Origin of the sequence: Pseudomonas sp. 13159349 (assembly GCF_013305685.1) — a bacterium.
Taxonomy (GTDB): Bacteria; Pseudomonadota; Gammaproteobacteria; order Pseudomonadales; family Pseudomonadaceae; genus Aquipseudomonas; species Aquipseudomonas asiatica.
Genome location: NZ_CP045553.1, coordinates 2,795,452 through 2,817,959 on the forward strand (window position 1 = coordinate 2,795,452; position 22,508 = coordinate 2,817,959).

20 protein-coding genes and 1 pseudogene are annotated in these 22,508 nt (G+C 57.5%); 19 read left to right on the forward strand and 2 right to left on the reverse strand.

The window, feature by feature from the left end; genetic code table 11:
* Window positions 1–359: 359 nt before the first annotated feature.
* Both GEV38_RS13150 and GEV38_RS13155 read right to left on the reverse strand, forming a co-directional pair.
* Window positions 360–630 (reverse strand): annotated as a pseudogene (locus tag GEV38_RS13150) (IS66 family transposase); the annotation flags it as partial.
* Between the two features lie 273 nt (window positions 631–903).
* Window positions 904–1,566: a dienelactone hydrolase family protein gene (locus GEV38_RS13155; RefSeq protein WP_012052625.1), complete on the reverse strand. Its 663-nt coding sequence runs from the start codon at window positions 1,564–1,566 to the stop codon at window positions 904–906.
* 269 nt (window positions 1,567–1,835) lie between these two features.
* On the opposite strand from GEV38_RS13155, the gene GEV38_RS13160 reads away from it, so the two are divergent.
* The 19 genes from GEV38_RS13160 (at window position 1,836) to GEV38_RS13250 (ending at window position 22,259) form a co-directional block, all read left to right on the forward strand.
* Window positions 1,836–2,594, forward strand: a complete 759-nt coding sequence (locus tag GEV38_RS13160) for an SDR family NAD(P)-dependent oxidoreductase (RefSeq protein ID WP_012052624.1) — start codon at window positions 1,836–1,838, stop codon at window positions 2,592–2,594.
* Between the two features lie 50 nt (window positions 2,595–2,644).
* Entirely contained in the window at window positions 2,645–4,129 is a 1,485-nt protein-coding gene (locus GEV38_RS13165) for an aldehyde dehydrogenase family protein (protein WP_012052623.1), read from the forward strand.
* A 54-nt stretch (window positions 4,130–4,183) separates the two neighbouring features.
* On the forward strand, window positions 4,184–5,314 hold the full coding sequence (locus GEV38_RS13170) for an alkane 1-monooxygenase (RefSeq protein ID WP_012052622.1): 1,131 nt from the start codon (window positions 4,184–4,186) through the stop codon (window positions 5,312–5,314).
* A 343-nt stretch (window positions 5,315–5,657) separates the two neighbouring features.
* Complete coding sequence (locus GEV38_RS13175; RefSeq protein ID WP_012052621.1) at window positions 5,658–6,707, forward strand: 2Fe-2S iron-sulfur cluster-binding protein; 1,050 nt, start codon at window positions 5,658–5,660, stop codon at window positions 6,705–6,707.
* Window positions 6,708–6,743: 36 nt separating this feature from the next.
* Window positions 6,744–8,126, forward strand: a complete 1,383-nt coding sequence (locus GEV38_RS13180) for an OmpP1/FadL family transporter (RefSeq protein WP_012052620.1) — start codon at window positions 6,744–6,746, stop codon at window positions 8,124–8,126.
* A 47-nt stretch (window positions 8,127–8,173) separates the two neighbouring features.
* On the forward strand, window positions 8,174–10,123 hold the full coding sequence (gene prpE, locus GEV38_RS13185; protein ID WP_012052619.1) for a propionate--CoA ligase: 1,950 nt from the start codon (window positions 8,174–8,176) through the stop codon (window positions 10,121–10,123).
* 206 nt (window positions 10,124–10,329) lie between these two features.
* The gene (locus GEV38_RS13190) at window positions 10,330–11,538 is read left to right on the forward strand and encodes an NAD(P)/FAD-dependent oxidoreductase (protein ID WP_012052618.1); all 1,209 of its coding nucleotides are present in this window, start codon (window positions 10,330–10,332) and stop codon (window positions 11,536–11,538) included.
* Window positions 11,539–11,570: 32 nt separating this feature from the next.
* Window positions 11,571–12,875, forward strand: coding sequence for a Rieske 2Fe-2S domain-containing protein (locus tag GEV38_RS13195; RefSeq protein WP_012052617.1), 1,305 nt, complete (start codon window positions 11,571–11,573; stop codon window positions 12,873–12,875).
* A gap of 10 nt (window positions 12,876–12,885) precedes the next feature.
* Window positions 12,886–13,428 carry an aromatic-ring-hydroxylating dioxygenase subunit beta gene (locus GEV38_RS13200; RefSeq protein WP_012052616.1) on the forward strand — a complete coding sequence of 181 codons (543 nt, stop codon included), beginning with the start codon at window positions 12,886–12,888 and terminating at the stop codon, window positions 13,426–13,428.
* Window positions 13,429–13,440: 12 nt separating this feature from the next.
* The gene (locus GEV38_RS13205) at window positions 13,441–14,379 is read left to right on the forward strand and encodes a VOC family protein (RefSeq protein WP_012052615.1); all 939 of its coding nucleotides are present in this window, start codon (window positions 13,441–13,443) and stop codon (window positions 14,377–14,379) included.
* Window positions 14,376–15,155 (forward strand): SDR family oxidoreductase, encoded by a 780-nt coding sequence (locus tag GEV38_RS13210; RefSeq protein ID WP_012052614.1) that lies wholly within the window; start codon window positions 14,376–14,378, stop codon window positions 15,153–15,155. Before GEV38_RS13205 ends, GEV38_RS13210 begins: the two co-directional genes overlap by 4 nt.
* 10 nt (window positions 15,156–15,165) lie before the next feature.
* Window positions 15,166–15,522, forward strand: a complete 357-nt coding sequence (locus tag GEV38_RS13215) for a non-heme iron oxygenase ferredoxin subunit (protein ID WP_012052613.1) — start codon at window positions 15,166–15,168, stop codon at window positions 15,520–15,522.
* A complete protein-coding gene (locus GEV38_RS13220; RefSeq protein ID WP_012052612.1) occupies window positions 15,519–16,250 on the forward strand; it encodes a class II aldolase/adducin family protein in 732 nt (243 codons plus the stop codon). Before GEV38_RS13215 ends, GEV38_RS13220 begins: the two co-directional genes overlap by 4 nt.
* A 120-nt stretch (window positions 16,251–16,370) precedes the next feature.
* Window positions 16,371–16,994, forward strand: coding sequence for a TetR/AcrR family transcriptional regulator (locus tag GEV38_RS13225; RefSeq protein WP_012052611.1), 624 nt, complete (start codon window positions 16,371–16,373; stop codon window positions 16,992–16,994).
* Window positions 16,995–17,111: 117 nt separating this feature from the next.
* The gene (locus GEV38_RS13230; protein ID WP_012052610.1) at window positions 17,112–17,978 is read left to right on the forward strand and encodes an alpha/beta fold hydrolase; all 867 of its coding nucleotides are present in this window, start codon (window positions 17,112–17,114) and stop codon (window positions 17,976–17,978) included.
* Between the two features lie 10 nt (window positions 17,979–17,988).
* The gene (locus GEV38_RS13235) at window positions 17,989–18,777 is read left to right on the forward strand and encodes a 2-keto-4-pentenoate hydratase (protein WP_012052609.1); all 789 of its coding nucleotides are present in this window, start codon (window positions 17,989–17,991) and stop codon (window positions 18,775–18,777) included.
* Window positions 18,778–18,790: 13 nt separating this feature from the next.
* Complete coding sequence (locus tag GEV38_RS13240) at window positions 18,791–19,735, forward strand: acetaldehyde dehydrogenase (acetylating) (RefSeq protein ID WP_012052608.1); 945 nt, start codon at window positions 18,791–18,793, stop codon at window positions 19,733–19,735.
* A 12-nt stretch (window positions 19,736–19,747) separates the two neighbouring features.
* Window positions 19,748–20,800, forward strand: a complete 1,053-nt coding sequence (dmpG, locus tag GEV38_RS13245) for a 4-hydroxy-2-oxovalerate aldolase (RefSeq protein ID WP_012052607.1) — start codon at window positions 19,748–19,750, stop codon at window positions 20,798–20,800.
* 391 nt (window positions 20,801–21,191) lie between these two features.
* Entirely contained in the window at window positions 21,192–22,259 is a 1,068-nt protein-coding gene (locus GEV38_RS13250; RefSeq protein ID WP_012052606.1) for an enoyl-CoA hydratase/isomerase family protein, read from the forward strand.
* The last annotated feature ends 249 nt before the right edge of the window (window positions 22,260–22,508 follow it).

Consider the following 22,508-nt stretch of genomic DNA (forward strand, 5'->3'; position numbering starts at 1 on the left):
TTGAAATGTCTAGTGTGGCAGCGCGAGGTTTACGATATCAGTTCCAGCTAACGAGAACTCTCGATTGCCATGCACGGAGCCGATATCACCCAGTGGAAGCACTGCTTAGTATCATCTCAGACTATTCGTGCCAGCGGGTAATCCGCTCGCTGATGAAGCGGATGAGTGGCCTGTTTGATACGTGTCATGCAGACGAGTGGCACTCTCTGGAAGCAGCCCGAGACTGGCCTCTTTCTCCGGTCAGCGCACGTGATCGAGGCGGGCATGCAAATCCTGATGTTCTTTTTGGCTATCGCTATGGTCTAAAGAGAACATGGTGCGTTCCGCAAAGGCGCCCAACTGATCTCTTCTCCTGAGAGCTCAGCCGGGGCTGTCGGCGGGTTGAACGCCCTCAGCTCGGCTTCAATGGCGGCGATGTTGGTGTCGATCAGGTCTTTCAGCAAGCGGCCTAGGGCAAGGCTCAGCTGTTTGCTGCGCTTGGCAAACTTGTGACGCTTGAGCAGCGCGATCTCGTGTGGCAGCTGTTCGTTGACCGCTTCGATGCGCTGGATCTTCTTGCCCATCGTATCGACCTGCTGGCCCTTGCGACATCAACAGCGCGGCTAGTGTCCGCACTTGGTCAGGAGTCATCTGGTCGGGGGTAGGGCGAGGCAGTCATGCTGGTAATTGTGCCTGGGTGGGCAAGCAAAGGCGACGCATCGATGGGCTAATTGCAGGTGCTACAGCACTGTGATCGCGCTACCTGAATCCACGCGTTGACAGGGGAGACCCAGTACAAAGCCTGAGGTTGCTCGGCGCCCAGCTCCATTTCAGTTCCGTGCTGGAGCCCCGGCCAGATGAGGCCCCTTGGAGCAATCGCTGGGCAGCGAGCCATTACCCCGGCGGATACTCCAGATCAGCCGATCAGTGTGCTTTTCCACGGATGTGGGCTCGTAGAAACTCCAGTGATTTCCGTAACGCCAAATCTGCGCATTCGGATTGATGGCGCTGCGCATCGCTTACTCGGTAGAAACCACTCTCCACAGGGTAGGTCAGCACATTCAGATTCAGCACTTTTTCGCGGAGAAGGGACTCTCTACCAAGGGCATCGTTACTGGAATGGACGAGTATCGGAATGCTCGATTGCTCGCAGGGCCAAAAGACGTCGTGTACACCGCCATAAACGATACAGGGTGCTGATAGCGTTTGTGCTGCTCGCAGAGCTACAGCTCCGCCCCAGCCGTAGCCCACGATCGCCACATTTCCAGCGTGAGCTATCGCGTCGACGGTAGTCGCAACCAGTTCTGCGGCTGTCTCCAGACCGATCTCAGTTGCCAACCTGCTGCCTAGCAGGATGTCCTCTGGGGCGTAGCCGAGTTCGACCTCACGTTGGATTTTATCGAAAAGTGCGGGCACCACCGTCAGGTAGCCATCCTCGGCATATCGTTCGGCAATTTGACGCATGTCGCCGTTGACGCCGAAGAATTCGTGGACCAGAACCACGCCACCTACGGGCTTGTCGTCAGGCTCGGCAGACCATCCATTCATGGGGCCGTGGGGAGTTACCATCGTAATCCAGTGACTCATCGGAACCTCGCTCTCTTGACTATTACGGTTTCGTTGATGAATCGCAGACCATCGCGGCGGTTCATCGTCCGGGTTGCTCTACCTTCCGGTTGTCTACTACCTAGCACACGGAGTGGGTCTCGTGCCTCGCAGGGACGGTACCTCCGTCCTCCAAAAAAAATCATTGACTCAGGAGTTTTTCAGCCGGATGATCGCGACAAGAAAGAAACAAACCAACCTGTCTGTATTATCTCCACAGCAGGGTACAAAAACAATCAAAGGAGACTGCCATGAGACTGAAAGACAAAGTCGCAATCGTGACTGGTGCGGCAACCGGGATTGGCAACGCTATCGTGCGCTCTTACCTTGCTGAGGGTGCGAAGGTGGTCATTGCTGATGTGAAAGGTGCTGAGGCAGCCGCGGCGGAACTGGGTGAAGACCTAGCGTTGGGTGTCTTTGCCGACGTTTCGGATCCTGATAGCACCAAGCAGATGGCAAAGGCAGCACTGGATCGCTTCGGCAAGATCGACGTGCTCGTCAACAATGCCGGTATCTTCACCGGTCTCAACTATGTCCCGATGGAATCGATCTCGGTTGCGGATTGGGACAAGCTCTACAGTGTCAATGTCAAGGGGCCCTGGCTGTGCGCCAGTGCGGTGTCGGCCGCGATGCGCGAGGGTGGTGGTGGCAAGATCATCAACATCGCCTCAGTAATCGCTCACATCGGAGCGCCCTTCATGTTGCACTACGTTTCCAGCAAGGGCGCTGTTGCGGCGATGACACGTGCCATGGCGCGCGAATTTGCGACGACCAAGGCAGGGATCAGCGTCAACTCCATCTCTCCCGGCTACACCCATTCGGAAAATGCGCTCGCAAACGCTCAGCAGCATGAGCAGTTCGAGGGCGTTTCTGCGTCCATGCGGGCAATCGATCGACCGCAAGTGCCGGCAGATATTGCGGGAGTGGCGCTTTGGTTGGCTAGCGACGAAGCCTCCTACGTAAACGGGCAGAACATTGTGGTGGATGGCGGCATTTACATGAGCCTCTGAGCGTCATTCGCCACGACATTCATCCTTAGTTGTGATTTGGGAGTCAGCTTATGAGCGCTAGCTCGAAATTCAATGTGGATCCGGCCGGGTTCCGCAATCGTAATCTTATCGGCGGGCAGTGGAAGGGCTCGATTTCCGGCGAGACCATTACTGTCGAAAATCCCGCTACCGAGGAAATCATCGCCCATATTCCGCAGGGCCGACACGAAGATATCGACGAAGCGGTACGGGTCGCGCGCGCTACATTCGAGTCGCCAGCCTGGCGGAAAATTCGTCCGATCGATCGTGGTCGGATCCTGGAGAACGTCGCACGCAAGATTGAAGAGCATGCTGACGAATTGGCGTATCTGGAGTCACTGGATACCGGCAAGGCCTTGACGTTCGCCAAGGCCATCGACCTGCCTTCGACAATCGACGTCTTCCGCTATATGGGTGGTTGGTGTTCCAAACTTGGAGGGACGACCCCTCCAATTTCATTCGATGGGCGTGAATACCACACCTATACCCGACGTGAGCCGATTGGTGTAGTTGGTGCCATTACGCCTTGGAACTACCCGCTTGCGCTGGGCTCGTGGAAGATCGCTTCGGCGCTGGCTGCCGGCTGCACCATGGTGCTGAAGCCCACAGAACTCACGCCTCTGAGCACTCTCCGGCTTGCAGAGCTGTGCCTTGAGGCGGGGCTGCCAGAAGGCGCGCTCAACATCGTCAATGGTCATGGGCACGAAGCGGGCGAAGCGTTGGCGCGTCATCCGGGGGTCGACAAGATCACCTTCACAGGCTCGACAGTAGTTGGCAAGAAGATTGTCGAGTACGCGCTGGGCAATATGAAGCGTGTCACCCTTGAGCTTGGCGGCAAATCGCCGAGCATCGTATTTGCCGACGCGGATCTGGACCAAGTCGGTCTGGGGGCTGCACTCGCAGTCTTCTTCAACTCGGGACAGATCTGTTTCGCCGCCAGTCGGCTGTTCGTCCAGGACAGCGTGTATGACCAAGTGGTCGAAGCTGTGGCGGCGGCGGCGGCACAGTTCAAGGTCGGCAATGGCTTGGATCCGGACACTCTGTTGGGGCCGTTGGTGTCTCGCAAACAGCAAGAGCGGGTGATGGGCTATGTGCAGTCTGGGATAGAGCAGGGCGCAAGGCTGGTCTGTGGCGGGAAGTCAGTCGGAGAGAAAGGCTATTTCCTCCAGCCCACTGTTTTTGCCGACGCAGCCCCATCAATGCGGATCGCTCAAGAAGAGATTTTCGGGCCTGTAGTCAGTGTCATCCGATTTAAAGATGAAGCCGAGGCGATCCGGATGGCCAACGACACAGCTTATGGCTTGGCCGCCAATATTTGGACGCGGGACATCAAGAAGGCCCACCGGGTCGCGCACCGCTTGCAGGCGGGTTCGGTGTGGATCAACTGTCACGGTGTGATCGATCCAGCTGCACCATTTGGAGGATTCAAGCAGTCAGGCTGGGGGCGCGAGGTCTCGGAGGAAGGGCTGTCTGCCTATACAGAGACTAAGACGGTCTGCGCACTACTCGATGACTGAACGAAATCCTGCCCTCGCGTGCGAGGACGTCACGTCCGCTTAAGGAGACCGATCATGTGGGAATACATCAAGTACTACTTCGCACCCCTGGTACAAGTCTTTGCGATTCTGGGGTTCTATTGGGGTGGTCATTACACTTGGATTGCAATTGGGGCTTTTCCGGCCATTGCCATCCTTGACATGCTGCTGCCGCTCGATCTATCTGAGCGCCGAATGAAGAACCATTTCTGGGCTTACTTGCCGATCTGGGCTTCGACGCTGTTATTGCCGTTCATGTACTTCGGCTTCGCGTGGTCGGTAGCAAATAACGATCTGACCGGATTGCAAATGGCAGCCGGTGTGCTGGGGTTGGCATGGCTTTCGGTTGTGCCTGGCGTTCCTGCAACCCACGAGTTGTATCACTCGCGCGGGCGGTTGGCTCGCTTTGTTGGGCGCTATGGCCAGATCGTATTTCTCGATGTCATGCGCATGGAAGTGCACGTAGTCGGCCACCACCGCGACGTGGGGACGGCTGAGGACATTGATACTGCGGCACGCGGTATGAATCTGTACAGATTCGTCGTTCGTGCAGTGGTGGAGTCCGTCCGCTGGGAGCTGAAGCTGGATGCAGACAATCTGGAGAAACGCGGTTACGGTCGCTATTCGATCCGTCACTCGGTCTGGCGCGCGCTGCTGGCCATTGTAGTGTTCCTGGGGTGCATCTATGCCATTGGCGGTGGGATGGCGGTGGGTCTTTGTTCGATCTCGATGATCATCGCTCGTTTTTGGGTTGAGGCATTCAACTACTACCAGCATTACGGCCAAGTCCGTTTGGTCGGCATGCCCATCGAAAAGCGGCACGTCTGGAATCACTTTGGAACGCTCTCACGCTTGTATGCGTTTGAAATCACCAACCACGCAGACCACCATCTCAACTCCTACATCCCATATTACAAGCTGGTGCCGGATCGTGAGGCGATCATCATACCAAGCATCATCGCATGCTTCCTGTCGGGCTTCATTCCACCCCTTTGGTATCGAGCGATCATCAAACCTGCGCTCAAACGCTGGGACAACGAATATGCATCACCGGCCGAGCGGCGCCTTGCGCAGGAGCAGAATCGTGAGGCGGGATGGGATGATTGGTTCAATGATCAGGGAGGGCGTGGCAGTCAGCCTGATGGTCCTTCCTTGGCTCGCGGCTGATCACATGGAGTAAGTGTTGTCCCACGCTGGAAAATCCAGAAATGAGTGATTGGCCACAGCCCGTCGACTGTCTGATGTCCCATCTCTGTTGGTCTTGGAGGCTGACTCCTGGAGTGTCAGTCTCCGAGGTAGATGAGTTATCGGGATCGGTTGAGTGAACACTTGGCGCTGCGCGGTTGTGCAGTTTGCACCGAGTCGAGCACTGATCTTGGCGGAAAGCGCCCAAAGGGCGCCAACCTGGCATCGTTAATCGGCGTGGCACCGGCCTTGGCAGCCTCATGGGGGCTGTATAGGCACACCTTCTTCCGCCCAATTTGACTGATGTCTCTCTCGCGAGGTTTCAATGAGAAGTTTCTTTCAATCCATCTTCGGCAAGGCAGTGCAGAAACAACTGCGAATCCTGCCTCAGGACATAACGATCTCGCTTAATCCGGGGCAAACGCTGCTGGAGGCTGTGTTGGCCAATGGTATTGCCTATCCTCACGACTGTACGGTTGGTACCTGCGCCTCTTGCAAGACGCGCCTGAAGCAGGGGCGTGTTCGAGAGGCAACTCCGTTTGGTTACACCTTGTCAAAGGCTGAGCTGGATGCGGGCTACATTCTGGCCTGCCAAGCGTTTCCGCGTGATGAACTCACCGTAGTTGAGATTGACCCGCCGTCGGCCGATCAGCCGGCAACCGAGCAGTTCGCTGCCACTATTGTAGCGACGGAGCCGCTCACTCACGACATTCTCAAGGTAGTGATCCAGTCGGATCGACCAGTGCACTATCTGGCCGGCCAGTATGCGAACTTGCGTGTCCCGGGTTCCTCTCGCTTCCGCTCTTATTCATTCGCCAATGCACCGCAACGCAAGGGGCAGAGCACCCTTGAGTTCTATATCCGCAAGGTGCCAGGAGGCGAATTCACCGAAGCCTTGTTCCGTGGCGAGTTGGATGGTCGGCCACTGGAAATGGAGGCTCCCCAAGGTACCTTCCACTTGCATGGCGGTGATGCGCCGATGGTGTGTATCGCTGGAGGCAGTGGTTTGGCACCACTGATAAGTATCCTACAGCACGCGCGAGCAAATCGTATCAAGCGAGACTGTACGTTGTTGTTTGGCGCACGCACTCAGGATGATCTATATCAACTCGATATAATCAGCAATATCGCTGCCAACTGGCAAGGTGATTTTCGTTTTATTCCGGTGCTTTCGCATGAACAGGAATGCAGTAACTGGACCGGCGCACGTGGCCTTGTGACCGAGCATATTGCTGCTGATTTCTGCGAGGGGGCAGAGGGTTATCTCTGTGGACCTCCACCGATGATAGATGCCGCCATCTCTCGTCTTGCGGAGCAAGGCATACCGTTGGAAAGAGTCTTTTATGACAAGTTTACGGACGGCCGGAACTCCTAAAGGCTAATTGCAATATAATAAAATAAGGACTAGCTGATGAAAAAAACAATATACAGCTTAAGTGCCTGCGGCATTTTGACGTGCTTGTACTGTGGTATTGCGTCTGCAACAGATGCTTTCAACCTCGTCGGGGTTGGACCGGTTTCCCAAGGTATGGGGGGGATTGGTGCAGCCTTCAATATCGGGGCACAAGGTATGATGCTGAACCCGGCAACGCTTACTCAGATGCAAGAAGGTATGCATCTGGGGCTGGGAATGGACATCATTACTGCGGAATTGGAAGTCAAGAATACCGCTACCGGCGAAAAAGCCGACTCCCATAGTCGTGGGCGCAACAACGGGCCTTACGTGGCGCCTGAGCTTTCTTTGGTGTGGCGTGGTGAGCGATATGCGCTGGGAGTCGGTGCTTTTGCTTCCGATGGGGTTGGAACCCAGTTTGGAGACACCAGCTTTCTCTCGCGTACCACGACCAATAATCTTAATACAGGGCTGGAAAACTACTCCCGTCTGATAGTTTTGCGGATACCGTTCTCTGCGGCTTACCAGGTGAACGAGAAGTTGTCCGTCGGGGCATCGTTGGATGCTGTGTGGACGTCGGTGAACTTGGGACTCCTACTGGATACCACACAGATTGGTACATTGGTTGGACAAGGCCAGGTGTCCGGCTCATTGATGCCAGCGTTGCTGAGCGTGCCGGAGCTGTCGGCAGGTTATCTATCCGCGGACAATCACCGTGCCAGCGGTGGTGGCGTGGACTCCTGGGGCATAGGTGGCCGGCTTGGTCTGACCTATCAGTTGACCCCAAAAACACGGGTGGGGATTGTATACAACTTCAAGACCCATGTTGGAGACCTGTCTGGCAATGCCGATTTGACGGCAGTAAGCGCTGTCGCGGGTAATATCCCTCTCTCGGGTGAACTCAAGCTACATAACTTCGAGATGCCAGCATCTCTCGTTGCGGGCATCAGTCACGAATTCAGTGATCAGTTTGCTGTTGCGTTCGACTACAAGCGTGTCTACTGGAGCGATGTCATGGATGACATAGAAGTCAACTTCAAGCAGAAAGCCACGGGCGACACTATCAATCTGAAACTGCCTTTCAATTATCGGGACACCAACGTGTATTCGTTGGGAGCGCAATACCGCTACGGTGCGAACTGGGTGTTTCGAGCGGGCGTGCACTATGCCCAACTGGCCAACCCTTCAAGTGGTACAATGCCAATCATTCCTTCGACACCGACTACCAGTCTCTCGGGAGGCTTTTCATATGCCTTCAGCCCTGAGGATGTAGTCGATTTTTCTCTGGCCTACGGATTCAAGAAGAAAGTATCCAATGACAGCCTGCCGATCACCGACAAGCCCATCGAAGTATCGCATTCGCAGATAGTTACATCGATTTCCTATACCAAGAGTTTCTAGGTCGTAGCCATAGAAACTCTCTTCATTCATGTGAAGGAAAGAAGAATATGAGCTATTCGAGTGGATTGATCCGTCCGGACGGAGCAAAGAAGGAGGATCGCTATCTTAATCTCTATCGTCATTCCGTGGACGATCCTGAGAGTTTCTGGGCCGAACAAGCGCAGCGCATCCATTGGCACGTTCAGCCGCAGAGAATCCTTGAGGCGTCGAACCCACCCTTCCGACAATGGTTTGTTGGTGGTCAGACCAACCTCTGCTTCAACGCCCTCGATCGCCACTTGCCAGAGCGTGCCGAACAGTTGGCGTTGGTAGCTGTTTCCTCGGAAACAGGAGTTACCCAGGAGATCACCTATGCGCAGCTGTATCGGGAAGTTAATACCTTCGCCGCAGTACTCAAGCGACTCAACGTAGAAAAGGGTGACCGAGTCGTCATCTACATGCCGAACATGGCTGAGGCAGTTTTCGCCATGCTTGCTTGTGCGAGGATCGGGGCGATCCACTCCGTAGTCTTTGGCGGCTTCGCTGCGCGTAACTTATCGGCGCGCATCGACGACTCGCAGCCTAAGTTGCTGATTACTGCCGATGCAGGGATGCGCGGTGGCCGGGTCATTCCGTACAAACCACTGGTGGACCAAGCCTGTGCGGAGTCGGAGTCACCGCCACCCAAGGTGCTGATAGTGTCTCGTGGTTTGCAGCCAGAGCTGACCTGGGTACCGGGGCGTGACGAAGACTACGCGACTTTGCGCGCCGCTGTTGGTGATGCGCAGGTGTCAGTGGAGTGGCTGGAGTCGAACGATCCCAGCTACCTGCTTTACACATCGGGCACTACCGGAAAACCCAAGGGGGTACAACGCGATGTCGGTGGCTATGCGGTTGCCCTGGCGCTGTCAATGGAGACGGTTTTTGACGTTGCTCCTGGGCAGGTGATGTTCTCGACCTCGGATGTCGGTTGGGCGGTCGGGCATTCTTACAATGTCTATGGGCCGCTAATCGTCGGTGCGACTTCGTTGTTGTATGAGGGCTTGCCTACCCATCCGGATGCCGGCATCTGGTGGTCGCTATGTGAAAGGTATGCCGTGCGTACCATGTTTTCCTCACCGACGGCCGTCCGTGTGTTGAAGAGGTTCAATACCGACGCCATTGCTCGGCACGACTTGAATGCCTTGCGCTACCTCTTCCTGGCCGGGGAACCCCTGGACGAGCCGACAGCTAACTGGATCAGTCGGGCACTCGGCAAGCCAGTCATCGACAACTACTGGCAGACCGAGACTGGCTGGCCGGCGATTACCCTTCATCCTGGCTTGGAAATGAAACCTGTGAAGTTAGGCTCGGCTGGCCTGCCGAATTTGGGCTACAGGATCAAGGTGATTGATGAGCTCAGCGGGGCGCCTGTCGCGGCGCATCAAAAAGGCATGCTTGTCGTTGAGCCGCCGTTACCACCGGGCTTCATGACGACGATCTGGCGTGATGATGATCGCTTCTGTAGTAGCTACTTTGGGCACTTCAAGGAGCAGGTCTACAGCTCGCTTGATTGGGCGGTCCAGGATGAGGACGGTTACACCTACATTCTTGGGCGTACCGATGATGTCATCAACGTTGCTGGGCATCGTCTGGGGACTCGCGAAATCGAGGAGTCCGCTGCGGAAGCTTCCCGCGTTGCCGAGGCGGCAGTTATCGGTGTCCCCGACGAGATCAAGGGGCAGGTACCAGTTGCCTTTGTCACGCTCCGTAAGACTGCTTCCGATGAACTCCAGCGCCGAGAGGCTGCGGCAGAGATACGCCAGGCGGTAGAGAGCCGTCTGGGGGCGGTGGCGCGACCTGCTCGGGTGTATATCGTCAATCTCCTGCCGAAAACGCGTTCAGGCAAATTACTTCGTCGGTCATTGCAAGCCCTGGCGCTGCAGGCGGATCCAGGGGACTTGTCCACCCTTGACGACCCTAGTGCACTCGATGAGATTCGCCATGCCCTGAGACGTGGACCGGACGCGGGGAACTGAGAGGTACGGCTCTGCTAGCTCGAAATTAGTGAGGGATCCGGTTGTAAATCGCCGTCAAGCGGCAAGAAGGCCCTAGCAACTTGACAGGTGAATTCGAGGCGGATGATTTTTTTTGAAAACAAACAGACAATCTGGTCTGTTTGTATTATAAGTAAAAACACCCACGTACGTGGGTGCGATACAAGCGAGAGAGGATGGTCAATCCGATGGGCGAAGACATCAGCAAGATCGTGATTATCGGTGCCGGTCAGGCCGGGGCGACGGTGGCCTTCGGCCTGCGCCGCAACGGATTCGCCGGTGAAATCACCCTAGTGGGAGAGGAGAGCCACTTGCCGTATGAAAGGCCGCAGCTATCCAAGGAAATGCTGCGGCCAGAGGCAAGCGCTCACAAGTCGATCAAGACACGGGCTGACTACGAGGAGCAGAGCATTCTCTTGGAGCTCGGTTGCAAAGTGGTCCGTGCTGACGCTCAGGCGCACAGCATCGTCTTGGATGACGGTCGCCAGCTTGCCTTTGACCGGCTGGTGATCGCCACGGGTGTGCAGCCACGCCGACTGTCCTCGGCATTTCAGGGTGCACATCGGGTCCACTACCTGCGCACGCTCGAAGATGCAGCGCGCTTGCGCGCCGACCTTGAAGCAGGGAAGTCACTAGCGATCGTTGGCGGAGGCGTGATTGGACTCGAGGTTGCCGCTGCAGCGCGTGCGCTGAACTGTCCGGTGACCCTGATCGAAGCTGCTGACCGGCTCATGTCGCGCAGCGTGGACGAGGTGGTTTCCGCTTATCTGGATCGGGCGCACCGGCGAAACGGGGTGGACATTCGCTACGGCGTGGCGGCCACCGAGTTGCTGGACGATGGGCGTCTCAGGCTTTCCGACGGCGGCACCGTGCCCGCAGAGGCTGTGCTGGTCGGTATCGGTGTAACGCCGAACATCGAGGGCTTTGAACACCTGGATATCACCGATGCCACTGGGGTGCGGGTCGATGCGTACAGCCAGACTGTCGTTCCCGGCATCTTTGCCACCGGCGATATCGCCTCACAGCCCAATGGCGGAGGTTTCGGGCGCATCGAGACCTGGGCCAACGCCCAGGACCATGCACTGAATCTGGTCAAGAACCTGATGGGCGAAGCGGTGCCCTACGAAGCCCCGGTGTGGTTCTGGTCTGACCAAGGACCGATCAACTTGCAGGTCGTTGGGGACGCGGCTAATGGCCGGCGGATTGTCCGCGGGGATGAGCATGGAGACGTCTTCAGCGTTTTTCGACTCGACGCCAATCAGCAGGTCATCGGTTGCGCGACGGTCAACTCACCAAAAGACATGGCTGTGGCACGTCGTTGGGTGAAGCAACGCAGTAGCGTCGATCCGCAACGGCTGGCTGACCCAACCATCCCATTACGCGACTGTGCCGTCTGAATGCATGCAGTCTGAACTACGAGGAAACCACCATGAATAATGACAAGAATCTGGTAGAGATCGACGATGAAAACCTCTTGTTCCGTGTGGCTCGCGAGTCGTTCGTGAGCGAAGAGGTCCTGGCCGAGGAGTACGAGAAGATCTTCGACCGCTGCTGGCTTTATGTTGGCCACACATCCGAGTTCAAAAAGCCTGGCGATTTCGTCACTCGCACTGTCGCGCGCCGCAACCTGCTGGTGACAATGGGAACGGATCGGACGATCAATGCTTTCTTCAATACCTGCCCGCACCGTGGCGCCACTGTTTGCCGTGAGCGATCAGGCAACTCCAAGAACTTCCAGTGCTTCTACCATGGCTGGGTATTCGGTTGCGATGGCAACCTGAAGAGTCAGCCTGGCAAGGAGCGCTATTGCGCTGACTTCATTACTGGCGGCGCGGGCAACCTAGTGCCGGTGCCGCGCTTCGACATCTACGCCGGCTTTTGCTTCGTCAGCTTCAATGCCGAGGTGGAACCACTGCCCGACTATTTGGCAGGAGCCAAGGAGTACCTCGAACTGGTTTCCAAGTATTCCGAGAGCGGCATGGGTATCACCACCGGCACCCAGGAATACGCCATCCGTGCAAACTGGAAATTGCTCGTTGAGAACAGTATTGACGGCTATCACGCTGTCAGCACCCACGCGAGTTATCTCGACTACCTGAAAAACATCAATGATGGCTTTTCGGGCGCCAAGCTCGAAGGCAAGAGCACTGACCTCGGTAATGGTCATGCGGTAATTGAATTCAGTGCTCCTTGGGGACGGCCGATTGCCTCCTGGGTTCCGATCTGGGGGGAGGAGGGCAAGCAAGAGATCGACCAGATCTATGCACGGTTGGTCGAACTGCATGGTGCGGAGATGGCCGACCGCATGGCGTACAAGAACCGCAACCTGCTGATTTTCCCGAATCTCATCATCAACGACATCATGGCAATTACGGTGCGGACCTTCTATCCGCAGGCGCCGAACTACATGCATGTCAACGGTTGGTCATTGGCGCCGAACGAGGAGTCCGACTGGGCGCGCAAGTACCGCCTCAGCAACTTCCTGGAGTTCCTTGGCCCAGGCGGTTTCGCAACGCCGGACGATGTCGAAGCGCTGGAGTCCTGCCAGAACGGCTTCAGCAACTACCGACTGGTGCCGTGGAGCGACATTTCCAAGGGAATGGGCAAGGAAACGGCCAACTACGACGATGAGCTGCAGATGCGTGCTTTCTGGACGCGATGGAACCAATTCATCGGTGGCGCGCCCACGCCCGACTCCGGCGTTCAATACATACCTACCATCGCTTTGGCCTGAGGATAAGCCGATGAGTGCCGTTGCCCTAGAAAAAGAACCTCTGCGTATCCCATCGTCCCAGGACTTCGCCGCCTTCGTCACCCGCAGCGAAGTGGAGGACCTGCTTTATCACGAGGCTGAACTGCTGGATACCTGGCATTTGCACGACTGGCTGGCCCTGTTCACCGAGGACTGCAGCTACTTCGTGCCGTCGACCGACCTGCCGCGCACCGCCAGCGCCGACGACAGCCTGTTTTATATCGCCGATGACGCCGTGCGCTTGCGCGAGCGGGTGATTCGGCTGATGAAGAAGACGGCTCACGCCGAGTACCCGCGCTCACGGACGCGCCACTTGGTCAGCAATATCCGCATTCTGGCTGCCAATGCCGAAGAGATTCAGGTGGCCTCCGCCTTCGTGACCTACCGCATGAAGCTCGGCAACAGTGATGCCTATGTCGGTAGCACGCACTATCGGTTGCGTCGAATCGATGGGCAACTGCGCATCGTTGAGAAGCGCTGTTTCCTGGACCTCGAAGCGCTGCGCCCGCATGGCCGGGTCAGCATCATTCTGTAACGGAGCACAACGATGGATATCACACTTCCCTTCCGCTACAAGAAGTTGGCCTATGCCGCGATCAACGTGACCGATCTGTCCAGGTCAGTGCCGTTCTATCGTGACATCGTCGGGCTCGACCTTGTGAAGCAGGATGGCGACATCGCCTATTTTCGCTGCAGTCGCGACCACCACAACATTGTTCTCTACCAGGCGCCCGGACACGGTCTCAAGCGTGTGGGCTTCGAGCTGGAGCAAGAGAGTGACGTGCGCGCCGCCTTCGAGCATTTCGACCAGCGCGGCATGCAACCCACTTGGGTATCGGCGGAGGAGGCCAAGCAGCTTAGGCAGGGACTAGGTTTCCGCGTGCGTGAACGCCACAGCGGACTGCTGTTCGAACTGTTTGTCGGGAACATGCACCTCAGCAATCCGTTCGTTCCGACAGTGGCCAAGATCGCGCGTATCGGCCATGTGGTGATTGGCAGCGAGAACTTCGAAGGATCTCGCGATTCCCTGGTTGATGACTTCGGCTTTCGGGTTTCGGACCTGATCGAAGACCGCATCGTCTTCATGCGTTGCCATCCCAATCCGTTCCACCACACGTTCGCAGTTGGTCCAGCGAGCAGCAGTCATTTCCATCATGTCAATTTCATGGTCACGGACATCGACGATATCGGCAAGGCGCTGTATCGCATCAAGCAGCACGATATCAAGGTGGTCTTCGGTCCCGGTCGGCATCCGCCGTCGGACAGCGTCTTTTTCTACTTCCTCGACCCCGACGGCATCACCGTGGAGTACAGCTTCGGCATGGAGGAGTTCGCTGAGCACGGCGCTCGTCCGCCGCGCTACATGGAACCTGTGCCCGAGTCGCTGGATGCATGGGGAGCAGTGCCGGACGGCCAGTTCGGTCGCAGCGGACCGATCGAACGCGAGCGGATGCCCACACCCCATGCAAAGGGGGTACTGGCATGAGCACGCTGAGCAGAAACGCCTTGCCCTTGGAGGGACAGGTCGCAGTAGTTACGGGCGGAGCCCACGGTATCGGTCTGGGGATCGTCGAGCGGCTGCTGGGGTTGGGGGCCCGGGTCACCGCCTCGGATATCGATGAGTCGGGCCTCTCGTTGCTTTGCGAGCGTCTGGCCGCCAAGCATGCGGACGCTATAGCGGTGCATGCCGCCGATCTCTCTGAAGAGCAAGGTGCCCAGGGACTGCACCGGGCTGCGGTCGAGCGCTTCGGTTCGGTACAGATACTGGTGAACTGCGCGGGGGGCGGTGTGATCCGGCCTTTCCTGGAGCATACACCCGAGACCTTGAAGGCCACCATCGATCGTAACCTGTGGACTGCGTTGTGGTGCAGCCGGGTATTCCTGCCGGACATGCTTGCTCGGCAGTACGGTCGGATCATCAACATCGGCGCCGACTCGGTACGCAACGGTCTGCCGGACCATGCGGCCTACAACGCAGCCAAGGGCGGTATGCACGGACTGACCACCGGCCTGGCGCGCGAGTTCGCCCGCCAGGGCGTTACGGTGAACACGGTTGCGCCGTGCGCGGTGAACACCGAAGTGTGGGTCAGAATCAAGAACGCCAACCCCGAGCTCGCCCAGCGATTTCTGGATGTCATTCCGATGGGCCGGGTGGGCGAGATCGAAGAGGTTGCGTCGATGGTTGGCTACCTGGCTCAGCCGGAGGCGGCCTTCGTCACCGGTCAGGTAATCAGCGTCAACGGCGGCAGCACAATGCTGTGAGGACAGTGATATGACTAACATCATCGAGACAGTTGACCTGACTGACCTCGTGGGCCTGTGCGCGACCGATGACGTAGCTGAGGGTGAGATTCTTCGCGTCAAGCTGCCATCCGGTCACGCTCTGGCAATCTACTGCGTCAACGGGGAGTTCTTCGCCACCGACGACATCTGCTCCCACGGCGAGGCATCCTTGTCGGAGGATGGTTCGCTCGATGGCTACGAGGTCGAGTGCAGTTGGCACTTCGGACGTTTCGACATTCGTACAGGGCATGCCTGCGCGATGCCATGTGAGCACCCGTTGCGAAGCTGGCCGGTCACAGTCGAGGGTGGGCAGATCTTCGTCGATGTGGGGGCGCACCCTGTATGAGCGGCGTCGATATTTCCACTCTTGAACAGCGCGTGCGCGTGGCTGCGCGCGCGTTGGGCCGACATGGCCTGGTTCAGGCCTGGGGGCACTGCAGCGCCCGGATCGATGCAGAGTCCTTCGTGGTCTGCGCGGCCCGCCCCATGGGCCGTATCGAAGTCGGTGAGCCGGGGACGATAGTGCCGATCGAAGGGGCGCTACCGCCCGGTGTGCTGGGCGAGGTTCGCATCCACCAGCAAATCTACCGGCGACGTCCGGACGTGGGCGGTATTTGTCGCTTCATGCCGCCACATGTCGTAGCACTCTCCACACTGCGCAGCGTGCCGAAGCCGCGTCATGGTGTAGGTGCATTCAATGCGGCGTGCCGCTTCTGGGACGATCCGCGTTTATTGCGGGACGACGCTTTGGCGGCGGAGCTGGCGGCGCACCTTGGACAAGCCCCATCCCTGGTCATGCGCGCCAATGGCGCGGTGACCGTTGGGCCTAACATCGAACTGGCCACCGGGTTCGCTTGGTGCCTGGAGGATGCCGCCCGCATCGAAACGCTGGTGCGCTCCATGGTCGATGTGGCCGAGCGTGATGATGCTTGCCTGACTGCTGAAGAGATCGATGCGAGACAAGTCAGTTCGGGCGCGGTCTTCGAGCGACTGTGGGATTACCTGACGGCGGATGACCCGGAGAGCCTGGGCAGCGGGGCCGCATTCCCAGTTCCACAGTGGGGACGGCCATGACTTTCGGTATGCGCTGTTACGCAATCATGGCGAGGACTGGAGCGGAGACTCGTGCTTGCCGCGCAATTAAGGGTGAGCGAATCGTGACTCCATCAATCTCCCTGGATATCTCGAGCTTCGATGGCAAAATATCCCGCGCAACGCAGAACCCAGGCCGAGAGACGCGAAGAAACACGCTCCCGGATAATCGAAGCCGCCATCAGCGAGCTGTTGCACAACGGCTACGCAGGAATCCGTGTCGACAAGGTGGCGATTGCCGCCAAGGTGTCGCGCGGGGCTCAATCGCATCATTTTCCGACCAAGGAAAGCCTCGTCCTTGCGGCACTGGAGACGCTGTACCAGGCCTCGACGGAGGTCAGCATGAAGGTCATCGACAACCTGGCTTCGGAGGATGTGCTGGATGCGCTGATGCAGGAGTCGGCCAAGTTCTATCTGGGGCCGAACTTTACTATTGCCATGTCACTCTTGAACTTGGGCGACAGCAATCCCGAGCTGCGGAAGAAGGTGCGCATCATGGCCCGCAAGTACCGCCTGCCCATCGAGAAGGCATGGCTGGATGCGTTGACTCGCTCCGGTCTGGACGAAGAGCCTGCACGCACAGTGTTGAGCATCACTCAGAGTGTCTATCGCGGCATGACCACCCGGCGCTTCTTGCGCAACGATCCGGAATACGCGAGCTTTACATTCGAGCAGTGGTCGAAGATAGCGCGTGCGTTCATGAACCAGCACTCCCTCAAACGTTAACGGCTACACCCTCCTTCCGGCTACGCCGGCACTCCATCTCAACAGCCATTCACACCGCTGCTGCGCCGTCAGCAGTGGCTGTGTCGTCGTGCGTTTAATTTCTATAGAGAGGTATTTATGAGTCTTTGGCTTGATCTGCTTGGCGCGGAAATCCGTTTCGTCGACACCAAAAGCTTCGGCACGATCCGGATTGCCGAGGCGGGCAAGGGGAACCCCGAAACTATCATTTTCCTGCATGGCATCAACGGCCACCTGGAGGCCTACGCAAAGAACCTGATTCCGCTGTCGAAGGATTTCCATGTCATTGCGTACGACTATGTGGGGCACGGTCTGTCCAGCAAACCCGTTCGTGACTACGACCCGCTCATGCTGGCCGAGCAACTCGGCGAGCTGATGGATGCGCTCGGTATCGAGAAAGCGCACCTGTCGGGCGAGTCGCTGGGTGGTTGGGTCTCCGGTCATTTCGCCGCCAGGTACCCGCAGCGCGTGGGGCGGCTAATGCTGAATACTTCTGCTGGTATCCCGATCGTGACCGAAAAGGGGCGAGCGGACCTGGAGCACTTCATCGCGTTGAACAGGCGCAACATCGACAACACTCCAACTTATGAATCGGTGCAGGCACGCTTGCAATGGCTGATTCATCCCAACAATCGTCATCTGGTGAACGATGAGCTCATCAATCTGCGTCTGCGCATCTACTTGCAGCCGGAGAGTCGAGCGATGCTGCCGAAGCTGAACGAAATCCTTGTGCATCACGATGACTACCTGATCCCGCTGGAAAAGCTTCCGGCCGGCACGCTGTTCCTGTGGACGCATGACAACCCAATCCATGACACCGAGTCGGTCAAGGCGGCGCAGGCCAGGGTGCCGGGCAGCAGTCTCTACTTCGTCAAGGGCGAATCGGCGCATTGGCCGCAGTACGAGTCGATCGACGAGTTCAACACTCTGGCGCTGCGGTTCTTCAAGTCCGGCCAGGTGGAGTGAGGAGCACCTCATGAATGAAGCCAACGTGATTGCGAACCTGTTATGGGATGCGCAGCGGCAAAAGCTGCCCTGTGCACCGGTGCGGGAATATTTCGAGGGGAAGAGCGAGGTTGACCAGGCGCTATTGGCCTATGCCGTACAGCAGGTGAATGTTCAGCGCCAGGTGGAGGGCGGCCGACGTATCGTCGGTCGCAAGATCGGCCTTACCTCTCCGGCAGTGCAGAAGCAATTGGGTGTAGATCGGCCGGACTTCGGCACGTTGCTGGACGACATGGCGATCGTCGATGGCGAGCCGATCAACACTGCGCGTCTTCTGCAGCCCAAGGTCGAAGCTGAGATCGCCCTGGTACTCGAGCGTGACCTCGATCGGGAGCGTCATACAGTCGCCGACCTGATCGACGCGACAGCGTATGCACTTGCTGCAATCGAGGTGGTGGATAGCCGTATCACCGGTTGGAACATCCGCTTTGTTGACACCGTGGCAGACAACGCCTCATCGGGCTTGTTCGTACTCGGTACTCAGCCTGTTGGCCTGTCGAAGCTTGATCTGGCCGGTATGTCGATGCGCATGGCGCGTGGCGAAGAGCTTGTATCGCAAGGGGCTGGAGCTGCCTGCCTTGGCAACCCGTTGAACGCAGCGCGTTGGCTTGCTGACACGTTGGTCCAAGTGGGCACGCCATTGCGTGCCGGCGATGTGGTTCTGACCGGCGCTCTGGGGCCAATGGTCGCGGTCGAGTCCGGTCACACCTATACGGCATGGATCGATGGCTTCGCCCCGGTACGAGCAATTTTCTCCTGAAGGAGTTCCTCTCATGCAAACACATGATGGTAAGACCGCAGTGGCCATTATCGGTTCGGGCAACATCGGCACCGATCTAATGGTGAAAATCCTTCGCCATGGCAAACACCTGAGAATGGGGGCCTTCGTCGGCATCGATCCGGAGTCCGATGGTCTCAAGCGCGCCGAACGGATGGGCGTGCCCACGGTGAGCACCGGCATCGAAGGATTATTGTCCCACCCCGATTTCGGCTCCATCGGCTTCGTATTCGATGCCACCAGTGCCGGCGCGCATGCACGTCACGAGCAACTGCTGCGGCCGCACGGCGTACGCGTGATCGATCTGACACCGGCGGCGATCGGGCCGTTCGTGGTGCCCGCAGTGAATATCGAACAGCATCTGGATGCGCCGAACGTCAACATGGTGACCTGTGGTGGCCAGGCGACGATTCCTATGGTTGCTGCTGTTTCGCGCGTCGTGCCAGTCGAGTACGCCGAGATTGTCGCTTCCATTTCCAGTCGTTCGGCCGGACCGGGCACGCGGGCGAACATTGACGAGTTCACCGAGACCACCTCCAACGCCATCGTTCGCGTAGGTGGGGCCCAGCGTGGCAAGGCAATCATCATCCTCAATCCGGCAGAGCCTCCGCTGATCATGCGCGACACCGTCTACTGCCTGGTGCCGGGCCATGCGGATCGGCAAGCGATCGTCGAGTCGGTCGAGCGTATGGCTTCCGCAGTGGCGGCATACGTGCCTGGATATCGGCTCAAGCAGACCGTGCAGTTCGATGAGTTCAAGGGCCGCATGCCGCAGGAAACTGGAAGCGCACAAGCACCCCGTCTCAAGGTCTCAGTGTTCCTCGAAGTCGAGGGCGCCGGACATTACCTGCCGAGCTATGCCGGGAATCTGGACATCATGACCAGCGCTGCGCTGGCGACGGCCGAGCGCATCGCTGCCCGTCAGCCGGTGGCTGCGTAAGGAGGAAACGATATGTTCGACACCAGAAAGAAAATATATGTCTCAGACGTGACCCTACGTGACGGCATGCATGCCGTCCGCCATCAGTACAGCCTGGCCGATGCCGAACGCATCGCCAGGGCGCTGGATGAGGCAGGCGTGGACAGCATTGAGGTCGCTCATGGCGATGGGCTGCAAGGGTCGTCGTTCAACTATGGGTTCGGTGCACACACTGATCTTGAATGGATTGAGCGCGTTGCCGCTACAGTGAGGCGGGCGAAGATCGCCACGCTATTGCTCCCTGGAATCGGTACTGTCCATGACCTGAAGAACGCGAATGCGGCCGGGGCAAGTGTTGTGCGCGTAGCCACGCATTGCACCGAGGCCGACATTTCCCAGCAGCACATCGAGTATGCCCGCAAGCTGGGTATGGATACGGTGGGCTTTTTGATGATGAGCCACATGACAACTCCGACGGCACTGGCTGTCGAGGCAAAGAAGATGGAGAGCTACGGCGCTCAGTGCATCTATGTGGTCGACTCCGGTGGTGCGATGAACATGTACGACATCGCTGACCGCTTCAAAGCACTCAAGGATGTGCTGGATCCCTCGACTCAAACTGGTATGCACGCGCACCATAACCTGAGTCTGGGCGTAGCCAACTCGATCGTTGCCCTGGAGTATGGTTGCGACCGTATTGATGCCAGTTTGACGGGTATGGGAGCGGGAGCAGGGAACGCACCTCTGGAGGTCTTCATTGCCGCGGTAGACCGTATGGGGCTGAAGCACGGTTGTGATGTGCGCAAATTGATCGATGCTGCCGAGGAAATTGTGCGCCCCCTGCAGGAGCGGCCAGTTCGTGTAGACAGGGAAACACTTGCGCTGGGTTATGCTGGGGTCTATTCGAGCTTCCTCCGCCATACCGAGGCGGCGGCACATAAGTATGGCTTGGATGCTTTCGAGATTCTGGTTGAGCTGGGTAGGCGTCGCATGGTCGGCGGTCAGGAAGACATGATCGTGGATGTTGCACTGGATATGATGTCTAGAAAACCACAGGGAACTATGCGTGACGTGATCTCCCACTAGGTCGATTGCCGTTCTCGATGTTTGGTGCTTCGCGGATACTTCTTCGAGGCACCTGACTTAATTACCAAAGAGCTTATGTGTCTCTCGTGTGGGTTTAGTGGGGGTGAAAGCACTGGGTAGTGTGGCTAGGTTCTGTAATTATTCTGTGGTGAGCGCTTATCATGCGCCCGGTCTAGTGCAAGCACTCCACAAATGTGCACTGTATCTGCGTTGCAATGGAAGTAAGCAGGCGCGATCCCAATATCGCTAAGGGGTAGCATATAGCCCTTTAAATTTTGATGGTCATTTCCAGTTTTCCTTTATTACAGTCGCCTCCTATGTAGCGCCCAAAAGGCGGATAAAAATTTCCGTTTTAAATCACTTGCGTCTATCGCAAGTAAGAGGTCTTAGCATGAGTGATACCGAAGTACCTGTATTGGCCGAAGTACGCAACCGTGTGGGTCACTTGGCACTGAATCGTCCGGTCGGGCTTAACGCGCTAACACTGCAAATGATTCGCATCACTTGGCGACAGTTGCATGCTTGGGAGAGTGATCCAGAGATCGTCGCCGTGGTGCTGCGCGCCAATGGCGAAAAGGCATTCTGCGCCGGTGGTGACATCCGTTCACTGTACGACAGTTACCAGGCAGGTGACGACCTACACCACGTCTTCCTTGAGGAGAAGTATTCCCTCGATCAGTACATCCACGGCTATCCAAAACCTATCGTTGCACTGATGGACGGCTTCGTCCTCGGTGGCGGCATGGGCCTGGTTCAAGGTACAGCGCTGCGAGTTGTCACTGAGCGCGTGAAGATGGGTATGCCTGAAACCAGCATTGGCTATTTCCCGGATGTCGGTGGTAGCTATTTCCTTCCTCGTCTGCCAGGTGAACTGGGCCTCTACCTCGGAATTACCGGTATCCAGATCCGTGCTGCCGACGCCTTATATGCACGCCTAGCAGATTGGTGTTTACCCAGCGAAAGGATCTCGGAGTTCGATCGACGCTTGGACCAGATTAGTTGGGGCTATGCGCCGCGCGAAATTCTAGCCGGCCTACTTTCCAGCCTGGCCAGCAATCGGCTGCTGGGGGCGGAGCTCAAGAGCCTGCATCCCGCCATTGATGAACATTTCACGCAACCCGACTTGTCGGCCATCCGCGCCTCACTGCAGGCAGAAAGGCGCCCCGAATATCAAGATTGGGCAGAGCAGACCGTCGAGTTGCTCAATAATCGCTCGCCGCTCGCCATGAGTGCGACCCTGAAACTCCTACGTCTAGGCCGCACTTTGTCCCTGGCCAACTGCTTCGAGTTAGAGCTCCACCTTGAGCGGCAGTGGTTCGCCAAAGGCGATCTCATAGAAGGCGTGCGTGCCCTCCTCATCGACAAGGATAAGACGCCACGCTGGAATCCGCCGACTTTGGAACAGTTGGATACTAATCGCGTGAATGAGTTCTTTGATGGTTTCCAGCCAGCTACATGAAGAGCCGACTCTTCGGTATTCCTTAGTCCGCTTCAATACTGGTGTGTTGTTCCGATTTTAGGCGCGAATCCTGTGGAAGGTAGATCGGCAGGTAAGTGTTGACGCTTAACGCCGATACCTGCATCGACCTTCGGGAACAGGGCAGGCCGCTTGATTCTGTGCAGGGCACAGCAGGTCTCGAATGTTGAGTGCCGTCTAGCTCAGGTCGCGCTTGCTGCTCAGGGCCGTGGCGATCAGTCTGGATTACGA

Bases quoted from the DNA above. Each gene is read 5' to 3' on its own strand.
- GEV38_RS13155 (WP_012052625.1), bottom strand. From the start codon at position 1,566: ATGAGTCACTGGATTACGATGGTAACTCCCCACGGCCCCATGAATGGA.
- GEV38_RS13160 (WP_012052624.1), top strand. From the start codon at position 1,836: ATGAGACTGAAAGACAAAGTCGCAATCGTGACTGGTGCGGCAACCGGG.
- GEV38_RS13165 (WP_012052623.1), top strand. From the start codon at position 2,645: ATGAGCGCTAGCTCGAAATTCAATGTGGATCCGGCCGGGTTCCGCAAT.
- GEV38_RS13170 (WP_012052622.1), top strand. From the start codon at position 4,184: ATGTGGGAATACATCAAGTACTACTTCGCACCCCTGGTACAAGTCTTT.
- GEV38_RS13175 (WP_012052621.1), top strand. From the start codon at position 5,658: ATGAGAAGTTTCTTTCAATCCATCTTCGGCAAGGCAGTGCAGAAACAA.
- GEV38_RS13180 (WP_012052620.1), top strand. From the start codon at position 6,744: ATGAAAAAAACAATATACAGCTTAAGTGCCTGCGGCATTTTGACGTGC.
- prpE (WP_012052619.1), top strand. From the start codon at position 8,174: ATGAGCTATTCGAGTGGATTGATCCGTCCGGACGGAGCAAAGAAGGAG.
- GEV38_RS13190 (WP_012052618.1), top strand. From the start codon at position 10,330: ATGGGCGAAGACATCAGCAAGATCGTGATTATCGGTGCCGGTCAGGCC.
- GEV38_RS13195 (WP_012052617.1), top strand. From the start codon at position 11,571: ATGAATAATGACAAGAATCTGGTAGAGATCGACGATGAAAACCTCTTG.
- GEV38_RS13200 (WP_012052616.1), top strand. From the start codon at position 12,886: ATGAGTGCCGTTGCCCTAGAAAAAGAACCTCTGCGTATCCCATCGTCC.
- GEV38_RS13205 (WP_012052615.1), top strand. From the start codon at position 13,441: ATGGATATCACACTTCCCTTCCGCTACAAGAAGTTGGCCTATGCCGCG.
- GEV38_RS13210 (WP_012052614.1), top strand. From the start codon at position 14,376: ATGAGCACGCTGAGCAGAAACGCCTTGCCCTTGGAGGGACAGGTCGCA.
- GEV38_RS13215 (WP_012052613.1), top strand. From the start codon at position 15,166: ATGACTAACATCATCGAGACAGTTGACCTGACTGACCTCGTGGGCCTG.
- GEV38_RS13220 (WP_012052612.1), top strand. From the start codon at position 15,519: ATGAGCGGCGTCGATATTTCCACTCTTGAACAGCGCGTGCGCGTGGCT.
- GEV38_RS13225 (WP_012052611.1), top strand. From the start codon at position 16,371: ATGGCAAAATATCCCGCGCAACGCAGAACCCAGGCCGAGAGACGCGAA.
- GEV38_RS13230 (WP_012052610.1), top strand. From the start codon at position 17,112: ATGAGTCTTTGGCTTGATCTGCTTGGCGCGGAAATCCGTTTCGTCGAC.
- GEV38_RS13235 (WP_012052609.1), top strand. From the start codon at position 17,989: ATGAATGAAGCCAACGTGATTGCGAACCTGTTATGGGATGCGCAGCGG.
- GEV38_RS13240 (WP_012052608.1), top strand. From the start codon at position 18,791: ATGCAAACACATGATGGTAAGACCGCAGTGGCCATTATCGGTTCGGGC.
- dmpG (WP_012052607.1), top strand. From the start codon at position 19,748: ATGTTCGACACCAGAAAGAAAATATATGTCTCAGACGTGACCCTACGT.
- GEV38_RS13250 (WP_012052606.1), top strand. From the start codon at position 21,192: ATGAGTGATACCGAAGTACCTGTATTGGCCGAAGTACGCAACCGTGTG.